Here is a 9,700-nt window from a genome sequence, read left to right as displayed (position 1 = left end):
GCCATGTTTTATATTGGATTTTGTATATCGCTTGGCATAGCCTTTATTGTGACTTTCATGATTTCTTACGGGGCGTTGGGATATAAAAGTGAAATATTGATAGTATGTATCGGAATGATTTATCTGGGGCTGGGTTACTTAGCGAAAAGAAAAATGTAGCAAAGCAACAGTTACTTATAGTCTATAATGGATATTCCCATAATGGGAAGGGTAAACAAACATATACTATAGTAAAAGGTGGTGCAGAAATGTTTATAAAAATAAAGGGTGCTGCATTCCTTCTTGGCGGTATATTACTCTTATCAGCCTGCAGCCAAGATGCGACAGAACCAGAAAAAGAAGACACAAAGACTACAGAAGAGAAGAGTCAAACAGAGACCCCTACGGGTACGAGCGAAGAAGAATCTGCCTCTGAGACAGAAGATATCAAGGAGAGCGAAGATTCCAATGAACCTGAGAAGGAAGCTGACGGCATAGAGAAACAGGAATATGATTCAGCTGAGGAAGCGGCTGCCGCCATCGATGGATACAGAAAAGTGGATCAGACGAATATCGACCTTGGTCATGGAATCAAAGGCTTTCAGGAAGGGGCAGCGGGGCATGAGTATATTTCCTGGAATGAAGGCCGCTGGCTGATTCAGCTCGATTTTCCGACAGATCCGCAATACGTCATAGATGGGTACGAAGGTGGGAGTGAAATGGCGAAGAAAGTCGTTGGATATTTGGAATCCCATTACTTGCCCGCCCCCCATGAAATCGGTATGATCACAATCAACGGTTTTAAAGAACACCCTGAAACAGTGGTGAAGTGGCAGGAGGGAAAAACGGTTTATTCCATTACGTCGAAGAATAAGGAACCATTCGATGCACTGGCGACTGCGGTAGAATCGGAAGGGAATTAACAAAAAGGTGCGGGTTCCCGCTCCTTTTTTATTTATATTGATTGAGTTTTTCTAAGTGATTTGAAATAATTGGAAGTGAAAGATCCGCAGGAGCAGTTAATCAAATTCGAAAGGAGAAGAAAGTAATGGAAAAAATCAATCCCATAACATTAATTGGTGTAAGAGAGGTTGAAGAGAAGAAATTAGTCGGGTTTCGTGTGGTTTGCGAAGATATGACAGGTTATGGTCAAGAGATTCCTAAGGCATCGATGGCATTAAATCGACGTAAAAATGAAATTAATCATCTGGTTGAGGCAGCTAAACTTATCGGGACATTTAAAGCTGCAGAGACTTCAGAAGAAGATGATGGATATTGGGTTTGTTATGAGGTGCTTGATTTCGGGGATATTCCAGAAGGGATGGTCAGCCTGGTTGTCCCTGCACAGAAGTATGCGGTACTAAACTTTAAAGGGCATGCTTCAGAAATTTTCCGGGTATATACTCATTTGCACAAATGGATAGAGGAAAAAGAATATATGAGAATACCAGATAAGTGGTCATTGGAAATATATTCGAATTGGTCGGAAAAGGAAGCTGAAGTGGATCTATGTGATCCGATCCGATGATTCATCAGGTTTTAGTTCGATCATTAAGCAGTAGATCAAAAACTGGAAGAACTGCTAGGTAGAAGTTAAACATGCCTCCAGAAGGGCGCATGTAAATGGTATGTGAAGAGTAAATATTGGAAAGGTGAGTGACTAATTGAAACTGTCAATGTTGGAGAATAACGAGGGAAGTGAAGATGTTAATCAAGTAACTGAAGCGTTGTTAACCCACTATCACAGTAAACCTTCCAAGAAAAGCCGCTTGATTGCAGGAATTGATGGATTGGGCGGAGCTGGTAAAACGACGTTTGCCGAAAAGCTACGATATGAATTAAAGCTGGCAAATTGTCAGGCTTCTATCCTTCATATAGACGATTGCATTGTAGAAAGAAGGGAACGATATGGAACAGGAAAAGAAGAATGGTATGAATATTATTTTCTTCAATGGAATATCGAATTCTTACAAAAAGGACTATTCCAAAAGCTGCATCAAAACTTCGATTCTCTCACTTTCCCCTTCTATGATCATCAATCCGGCTCAATCACAGAGAAAACCATTAATCTTGCATACCACGCGATCATTCTAATTGAAGGAGTCTTCTTGCAAAGAGAAGAATGGCGGGATTTCTTTGATTATATGATATATATCGATTGCCCGAATGAAATGAGAGAAGAGAGAGTATTAGGTCGTGATGTTTATCTTGGGGATTACCAAGCAAGGCTCGATAAGTATAGGAGAAGATATTGGGAAGCTGAAGAATATTACATAAATGAGGTAAATCCGATCAGTCATGCAGATTATGTTGTCAGAGTTTGATAACTTCTAGTAAAGAGGAGGAATGTTCACCAAAACATCCCTCCTCTTTTAAGTCAATTGTCATTCTTCTGGATATCTTCTCTCAAAGCTTTATTTAGTGAAACAATCATAAACAATAAGATAAAAATGAATGGGAATGCAGATACAATAGATGCGGTCTGCAAAGCTCCAAGTCCCCCGGATGCTAGAAGGACAGATGCTGTAGCTGCTTGAATAACGCCCCAACTCAGCTTTACAGCATTGGGAGGATTTAGAGTGCCATTTGTAGATTGCATCCCCAAAACGAATGTAGCTGAATCGGCAGACGTGATAAAAAATGTTCCAATCAGCAAGACTGCAATGACTGTAGCTACAATCCCGAACGGCAGCGAAGAGAACATCCCAAACATAGCTTCCTCTTTTGCTAGTTCAGTCAAACCAGTGTTTATCCCTTCAAGTTCCTGAAATAGACTTCCTCCACCAAAAACAGTGAACCAAAGAATACAGAATAAAGTAGGTATAAAGAGGACGCCGCAAACAAATTCACGAATGGTACGGCCTTTAGAAACTCTGGCGATAAATGTTCCAACGAATGGAGACCAAGCTATAAACCACGCCCAATAAAACACGGTCCAATCTTGTTTCCATTGATTATATTCCGGATCTAAGGGAGCAAGCTTAAAACTATCTTCTGGCAGATGCTTTAAATAGGTAAGAATTGTTGATGAAAATGTTTCAATTATATACCCGGTTGGTCCAAATACTATCGTAAATAAAATCAAAATGGCTGCCAAAATAATGTTAGTGTTACTCAAATATTTAATTCCCCTGCTAACTCCAGACCAAGCTGATATCATAAATAAGACGGTCACGATAATAATAATGATGAACTTGGTTGTCATTGTATTTTCAATATCTGTAATAAATGCAAGACCACCGCCAATCTGTGATGCACCAAGTCCAAGGGAAGTCGCAACTCCGAATATTGTGGCCAATATAGCCAGAATATCAATTAATTTACCAAAGACTCCATTTACTTTATCTCCTAATAGTGGTTGAAAGGTGGCACTAATAACTCCTGGAGCTCCTCTTCTGAATTTGAAATAAGCAATGGAAAGAGCAATGACAGTATAGATTGCCCAAGTCTGGAGACCCCAATGAAATACAGAATACCTTAGAGCTTTTGTAGCTGCTTCCATTGTTTCGGGATCTGCCTGAGGAGGAGAAGAAAAATGAACGAGGGGTTCTGCAGCTCCCCAAAAGATGATTCCAATTCCCATTCCAGCGCTGAATAACATAGCAAACCATGTTATACGGTTGTATTCAGGCTCATCACCTTCTTTCCCCAGCTTCATTTTTCCATACGGACTAAATATTAAATAAATGGAATAAATAAGGAATAACGATACAGATAGAATATATAACCATCCAAATTTATCAGTTAAGTAAGATTGAATGCCGGATGAAACTCGATCAAGATTCTGTGGGTCCCATGCTCCCCAAATTACAAAGACAATAGATATGAATAGAGAAACCCAAAAAACATTTGTTGCTTTTCTCATGCTAAAACCCTTTCTGAAATTGTTGAAATTTAAATATATAACGGCTTGAGAATTTTAATTGACTAATGTCCCTTTTAAAAAACACTCCCTATTACATCAGACAATTAATTAAAATATATAGAACGACCTTTCTACTTTTTAACATAAATTGATTAATATTATCAACCGTTAAAATTAGGATTGGTCAATAAATTGTGTATTAAATGGAGCAGTGTACATCAAAATGAAAGATGAAACACTTAAACTGTTAAGGATTTAACTTAATAACTTGCTTAACAAAAATGTTTGACTATAGAAGCGGTAAATTGATAGTCTTAAGATAAATAGGTTGGTCTAACGATTTAAGGAGTTATTCATATGAGCCGGTCTTCAAAAAAAGATATATTACTTAAAGTAGCCGAACGATTATTTTATGAACATGGTTTTCGTGGAGTAGGGTTGAAGCAAATCATCAGTGAGGCCAATGTAGCTACGATGACGCTGTATAATCATTTCTCTTCCAAGGACAAATTGGTAGAAGAAGTGCTAAAGCAGCGTGAAGCGCGCTATTGGTCTTATTTGGATTTATATGTAGAAAAGGATTCGGATTCCCCTTTCATTCTTGCTGTTGAAGCTCATGGCCGTTGGTTGAAAGAACAATCTTATAAAGGAGATATGTTTTTGAGGGCTATAGAAGATTATGCAGGAACGGATAATGAGATTGAAAACATTGCAAGGGGACATAAATCTAAATTACTCAAATATTTTCAGGAATTGGCCCAAAGGAAAGGGATAGATAACGAAAGAGATTTGGCCAATCAATTTACCTTGCTGCTTGAAGGAACTACCTCCATGACGACATTGATAGGCGCAGAGAAAGCAACTGAGCATTCTATTGTGATTGCGAGGACATTAGTCCAACATACATGGTAACTTTATTATCTGGCTATGGATTGTGATAAATAATACAGAAAGTAAGTAGTGACAGGTACTGAACTGCATCCCATAGTTAGTCATATCTAACAGGTGCAGTTCAGTGCCTGTCCCGTCGTTTAAATTGAAAACAGACAGAATATAAATGTTCATTATTAAAATGAGTAGGATTCACCGTCTTCCGGTATTAAAACGTTAGAAGAAATTCCTTTTTCATTGGTGAATCTTTGCAATTCTACTCTGGATAAATTCCAATGATTAACGGCTTCCATGTGTACAGCAATAATTTTTGCGTCAGGAGCAGCTTTATTCACTTCATGGACATCACCTTTCCCCATAACAAGAGGGCCGCCTTCAAAGAATTGATTATCTCCGGCATTTATTGCAATAATTTCGGGTTTATGGGTGTTGATTACTTCTTGAACTGCATCATACCAAACTGTATCCCCAGCTACATATAATGTTTTTTCCGTTGAATGTTTGAATATGACACCGCATACCGGACCAGCAAGTTTTAAGATCTCGCCTCTTCCATGCTCGCCTTTGGTTTTAATTAATTGAATGCCTTCGAAGGTCGTTTCCTTCTGTAAAATCTCAACATCTTTAAACCCGGCAGTTCGAATTTCTTTCGCATCCTCTTCATTTTGGGCAAATATTTTTATATCTTTTGGTAATGCTTGGATAGCAGCCTCATCCCAATGATCTACATGCAAATGAGTAACGATGACTGCGTCTGTATCCTTTATTATATGGTCTATGGATGTTGGTAAATTCACCAAAGGATTATTTTGATCTTGTCTTGGTGAATTAGGAAACGGAGGGTAAGTCCCTTTTTCCGCTAACATTGGATCGATTAAAAACTTTTTTCCTGCATATTTAACGACAATTGTTGCATTGCGAATTTGTTGTATATTCATTCTATATTAACTCCTTTTCATGAAAATTGCCTTCGAACAATGTATATTCTAAACTATAGCCAATACAGGATACATAGATTAACGAAAGTGTTTTGCCCGATTTACTTTATTTATGAAAGGAGTTAGATTTATGCTGGACAAAACAGATTTGCAGATTCTCGATGAACTCTCCAAGAACAGTCGGATATCAATGAAGGAGTTAGGTGAAAAAGTACATATGACTGGTCCGGCAGCTTCAGCCAGAGTAGCGAAGTTAGAGGATAAGGGAATTATTGAAGGATACACCATAAAAATGAACCAGGTAAAGATGGGGTATACGATTCATGCAATGATAAGTATCATTACACACAGTACATATCACGGACCTTTTCTGTCTTTCATAAAATCTCATCAAGACTATGTTATAAATAACTATAAAATTAGCGGGGATAGTTGTTATCTTTTAGAATGCAAATTTCCTTCAACTGAGATATTAGATGAGTTCTTAGTTGGTTTAAATAAGGAAGTGAATTACAAGTTATCAATCGTTATAAATAAAACTAAAATGTAGGAGAGATTAACTCAGTGTCAGTATACGTACTTTATTAGTAAAGGTTCTAAGACACTATTTGTAATAATTATCCCATTACCTTAAAACATAGTTTGCACCTTCATCAGCAATTCTTTGTAAGTCATTCATAAACACATGTAACATTTTCGTATACTATAGATGACCTATCTTATCGTTTGATCAGAAAGGGGGAGAATGATGTGTTTTTATTCATCGCATTGGCACTGCTCTTTCTCAATGTGGCTTTTCTTATTTTAAAGATTGTGGCTCCTTATTCGGAAATGATGAACTCTTTTAAAACAGTGAATGGATTTTGGAAAGCTCAAGGCGCTTGTCTGGCTTGTGTGCTGCTCTTCGTCTTTCTTCATTACTCAGGAGAAGAGAGGGCTAAATGGCACACCAGCCCTGATTATGTATCGGAAGGCAATTTGTATTTGGGTGACGAGAAGGGAAGCATTGAATACAATTCAATTGTGGTGGAGGAGAAAAATTTTGAGACGAACCTGATTTTACCCGATAAAGCTTTAGGGGCAGATAAAGTGCGTCTTCTATTCACTCACGATGGACACGGGAAAATAGAACCCAGGGCGGTGCCCCAAACGAATGAGAAAGAACAACCAGTAACCCTCTGGTTTCCTGAAAGCGGTAAATGGAGAATGGAGATTGAAATAAACGGTTCCGTTTATTCTTCTGTTGTGCTCCCTGTCAATGAGAAATAACCGAACCACGGGACAAAGCCCCGTGGTTTTTTTGCTATGTAAGAGTCATCACAATTGTTCCTCTAGTTATGTACCGGCCATTTTGAACTTAGGTATAAAATGATCAATTTTGTTTAAAACCCTTGATTTTGGAGGATTTTTATTCATCATCACGAATAAAGGATATATCCGGAATTACAAAAGGAGCGTGTTGTTATGAGTGTGATGAATGATATATTCCTAAATAATGAACAAGTTTCGAGATTTCTTACGGATAACAGAGAAAGTTTTAAACAAAAGCTTTTATCTGAAGCTGTAAATGTTGGCAGCAAAATCAATGATATTCTGGAAAAAGGAAACATTGATTTATTAAAAAATGCAGAAATTTTAGCTCACTATATCGTCGAAGACAATGATGAAAAGCTGGTGGAATTTGCGAAAGTGGAGGGCATTGCATGGGCACAGCATTCTCTCACACTGGAATTCAAGCTGGAATGGGTACATGCAATCAGGAGAACTTTATGGCATTTTCTATATCAATATGATCAATCGAATGATGTCGATGAAACTTCAACAGAGAAATTCTTTGAGTTGGAAAAAAGAATTAATGACAGTGTTGATCAGTTCTTGAATAACTTCTTTATCAGTTACTCTGGTTACAAAGATAAACTGCTGTTATCGCAGAAAAAGCTTGTGGAGAATCTATCAGCACCCATCATCCCGATCAATAACTCAATCGCAGTATTGCCTTTAATTGGAATGATGGATGCCCTAAGAGTGGAGAGACTTGAAGAAAAAGTGTTAATGGGAGTCAGTTCTTTACGCATCCAGACCCTTATTATCGATTTATCGGGTATTGCGGAAATGGAGATGGACGTCCTCCATCAATTTGATAAGATCTTATCCGGCGTTAATATGATGGGGTGCAAAGTCATCCTTACAGGGCTCCGGGTTGAGATTGTCAGAAAAGTAGTTGCTGCAGGAGTGGTATTTGGAAGTCAGGTAGACACAAAGGGCACATTACAACAAACCCTGAAAGAACACTTGAATTTAGAAGCATAGACAAAACCACGGGAGCATGTCCCGTGGTTTTTTTGCGAGGAAGAGACAAGGGATCTATCCCTGAGGTCTTCTGACTATAAGTAATCAAACAGAAATAAATAACTCGCTGAGATAATAACAGAAAGAATTAATGCCCGGAGCTTATGGATATAATGAAGACGAATCATAGGAAACATGATCAGGATAAATAGAAAAGACCACCAGAGGTTCCATCCATTATGGTATGTTAAGATACTAAAATGAGAGGCAATCCATTCAGCTGCCAAAAACAAAATAACCCATTCCGCATAATAGATCATTTGATGTCTGAACTGGTCGGGAAATTTAGATAAAAATACAAAGCATATTAACGGATTGATAATTAAGTTATGAATGAAATGAACGCCCATTAAACTGAAAAGACTTTTCTCTAGTTCCCATAAGTGAAAATGGCTGTGTGAAATAAACTCATAAACAAAAGATGAGAGGGATGTATAAAGCATAGTAGGATAGTATTTCTCCCAATTTTCCCAATCACCTTTGGCATAAGATATTATGATGACCAATATACCAATTATAATGTGCATATCATTTCCTCCTTGATGCTATTAGCATTGTCATTTTTTAACAATACATACTGATTTATTGTTAAATTAAACACGAGTGCAGATCCCGTGCCTATTTCTGAAGAAATTGCCGATGGATCTGTCCCTGTGATTCCCGGTTATATAATTCAATTTTTTATTATTTTCTGACAAACACTCAGGGAAATTATGTTAAAATCAAACCGGGAAGTGAGATATTGCTGGAAGAAGGAGGCTCCACATTGAACAAAATCAAAGAGTTAAGGATACCCGAAAACGCCAGAATCATTGTCATTTCAGACATACATGGAGAATTGGAGCTTTTCGAAGAATTGTTGGAAAAGGTAGAGTTCAATCCCGCAGACTATTTGATCATAAACGGCGACCTTTGCGAGAAAGGCAGCAACAGTCACGGGGTTGTCCGCTGCATAATGGAACTGTCTGCGAATAACAACGTTCACGTTACGGAAGGCAATTGTGACACGTTAGTTGAAGATTTAGTAGAGGAAAACCCTAAACTTCTGGACTATTTAAAATCAAGAAACCATTCAATCATCCATGAGTGGCTCGACGGAATTGGTTTTGAACTAAAGAAAGATACATGTGTCAAAGAGATTAAAGAACGGTTGATCAGCCGTTATTCAGAAGAAATTGAGTGGCTTATGGGATTGCCGACTGCGATCGAAACAAACGACTATATCTTCGTTCATGCAGGGCTTGACGATAAAGAGGATTGGAAGCAAACAGATCGAATAGAAGCTATCACGTACAGGTCATTCCTCGACAACACACATTCTGCAGGCAAATATGTAATCGTCGGACACTGGCCGGTCGTCAACTATTCTTCTGACCTCCCGTCTCACAATCCGATTATTGATGAAACCAGGAGAATCATCGCTATAGATGGGGGAAACATTATTAAAAAGACTGGGCAGCTCAATGCCTTGATCATTGATCGGACAATCGGTAAAGACACATTTTCCCATACATATACCGATCATTTCCCACATTATGAAGTGCTCGAAGACTTTCACAGTGACCCAATGATGAACGGTACGATTTCATACCCGGCCTATGAGCTCATCCCCGTTCATAAAGATGATCACTTCACCCTCTGTGAACAAGTAGAAACCATAAATAAATTATATGTGAAA

General features: G+C 38.1%; 11 protein-coding genes. 8 read left to right on the top strand and 3 right to left on the bottom strand.

Features of this window, described 5'->3' with window-relative positions; all coding sequences use genetic code 11:
- The first annotated feature begins 248 nt into the window (after positions 1 to 248).
- From HP456_RS15310 to HP456_RS15300, 3 genes are all read left to right on the top strand, one after another.
- Positions 249 to 902, top strand: coding sequence for a hypothetical protein (locus HP456_RS15310; protein WP_172252618.1), 654 nt, complete (start codon positions 249 to 251; stop codon positions 900 to 902).
- Positions 903 to 1,027: 125 nt separating this feature from the next.
- Positions 1,028 to 1,507 (top strand): GyrI-like domain-containing protein, encoded by a 480-nt coding sequence (locus tag HP456_RS15305; protein WP_216663307.1) that lies wholly within the window; start codon positions 1,028 to 1,030, stop codon positions 1,505 to 1,507.
- A gap of 136 nt (positions 1,508 to 1,643) precedes the next feature.
- Complete coding sequence (locus tag HP456_RS15300) at positions 1,644 to 2,303, top strand: kinase (protein ID WP_246289104.1); 660 nt, start codon at positions 1,644 to 1,646, stop codon at positions 2,301 to 2,303.
- A gap of 53 nt (positions 2,304 to 2,356) precedes the next feature.
- Here the strand turns inward: HP456_RS15300 and HP456_RS15295 are convergent, their stop codons facing one another.
- Positions 2,357 to 3,844: a glycine betaine uptake BCCT transporter gene (locus tag HP456_RS15295; protein ID WP_172252616.1), complete on the bottom strand. Its 1,488-nt coding sequence runs from the start codon at positions 3,842 to 3,844 to the stop codon at positions 2,357 to 2,359.
- A 357-nt stretch (positions 3,845 to 4,201) separates the two neighbouring features.
- Here HP456_RS15295 and HP456_RS15290 point away from each other — a divergent pair, with 357 nt between their 5' ends.
- Positions 4,202 to 4,756, top strand: a complete 555-nt coding sequence (locus HP456_RS15290; RefSeq protein WP_172252614.1) for a TetR/AcrR family transcriptional regulator — start codon at positions 4,202 to 4,204, stop codon at positions 4,754 to 4,756.
- Positions 4,757 to 4,911: 155 nt separating this feature from the next.
- On the opposite strand, the gene HP456_RS15285 is transcribed toward HP456_RS15290, so the two are convergent.
- Positions 4,912 to 5,673 carry an MBL fold metallo-hydrolase gene (locus HP456_RS15285; protein ID WP_172252612.1) on the bottom strand — a complete coding sequence of 254 codons (762 nt, stop codon included), beginning with the start codon at positions 5,671 to 5,673 and terminating at the stop codon, positions 4,912 to 4,914.
- 130 nt (positions 5,674 to 5,803) lie between these two features.
- Here HP456_RS15285 and HP456_RS15280 point away from each other — a divergent pair, with 130 nt between their 5' ends.
- The 3 genes from HP456_RS15280 to HP456_RS15270 all read left to right on the top strand — a co-directional run bounded on the left by HP456_RS15280 (position 5,804) and on the right by HP456_RS15270 (position 7,983).
- Positions 5,804 to 6,223, top strand: coding sequence for an Lrp/AsnC family transcriptional regulator (locus tag HP456_RS15280; RefSeq protein WP_172252610.1), 420 nt, complete (start codon positions 5,804 to 5,806; stop codon positions 6,221 to 6,223).
- Positions 6,224 to 6,423: 200 nt separating this feature from the next.
- Positions 6,424 to 6,942, top strand: a complete 519-nt coding sequence (locus HP456_RS15275) for a hypothetical protein (RefSeq protein ID WP_172252608.1) — start codon at positions 6,424 to 6,426, stop codon at positions 6,940 to 6,942.
- 204 nt (positions 6,943 to 7,146) lie between these two features.
- Positions 7,147 to 7,983 (top strand): STAS domain-containing protein, encoded by an 837-nt coding sequence (locus HP456_RS15270; RefSeq protein WP_172252622.1) that lies wholly within the window; start codon positions 7,147 to 7,149, stop codon positions 7,981 to 7,983.
- 74 nt (positions 7,984 to 8,057) lie between these two features.
- On the opposite strand, the gene HP456_RS15265 is transcribed toward HP456_RS15270, so the two are convergent.
- Positions 8,058 to 8,549, bottom strand: coding sequence for a CBO0543 family protein (locus HP456_RS15265; RefSeq protein WP_172252606.1), 492 nt, complete (start codon positions 8,547 to 8,549; stop codon positions 8,058 to 8,060).
- Between the two features lie 239 nt (positions 8,550 to 8,788).
- Between HP456_RS15265 and HP456_RS15260 the strand changes: the two genes are divergently transcribed.
- On the top strand, positions 8,789 to 9,700 hold a 912-nt coding region (locus HP456_RS15260; RefSeq protein WP_246289101.1), incomplete at its 3' end, for a metallophosphoesterase.

The organism is Bacillus haikouensis, from assembly GCF_013179555.1.
Lineage (GTDB): Bacteria > Bacillota > Bacilli > Bacillales > Bacillaceae_B > Rossellomorea > Rossellomorea haikouensis_A.
The sequence above is the reverse complement of the archived record's forward strand: the minus strand, read 5'-3'. Positions and strand labels throughout refer to the sequence as shown.

What these genes read in the sequence shown, in the direction of transcription:
- HP456_RS15285 (WP_172252612.1), bottom strand. Translation starts at nt 5,673, where the DNA reads ATGAATATACAACAAATTCGCAATGCAACAATTGTCGTTAAATATGCA.
- HP456_RS15295 (WP_172252616.1), bottom strand. Translation starts at nt 3,844, where the DNA reads ATGAGAAAAGCAACAAATGTTTTTTGGGTTTCTCTATTCATATCTATT.
- HP456_RS15310 (WP_172252618.1), top strand. Translation starts at nt 249, where the DNA reads ATGTTTATAAAAATAAAGGGTGCTGCATTCCTTCTTGGCGGTATATTA.
- HP456_RS15280 (WP_172252610.1), top strand. Translation starts at nt 5,804, where the DNA reads ATGCTGGACAAAACAGATTTGCAGATTCTCGATGAACTCTCCAAGAAC.
- HP456_RS15305 (WP_216663307.1), top strand. Translation starts at nt 1,028, where the DNA reads ATGGAAAAAATCAATCCCATAACATTAATTGGTGTAAGAGAGGTTGAA.
- HP456_RS15265 (WP_172252606.1), bottom strand. Translation starts at nt 8,549, where the DNA reads ATGCACATTATAATTGGTATATTGGTCATCATAATATCTTATGCCAAA.
- HP456_RS15270 (WP_172252622.1), top strand. Translation starts at nt 7,147, where the DNA reads ATGAATGATATATTCCTAAATAATGAACAAGTTTCGAGATTTCTTACG.
- HP456_RS15290 (WP_172252614.1), top strand. Translation starts at nt 4,202, where the DNA reads ATGAGCCGGTCTTCAAAAAAAGATATATTACTTAAAGTAGCCGAACGA.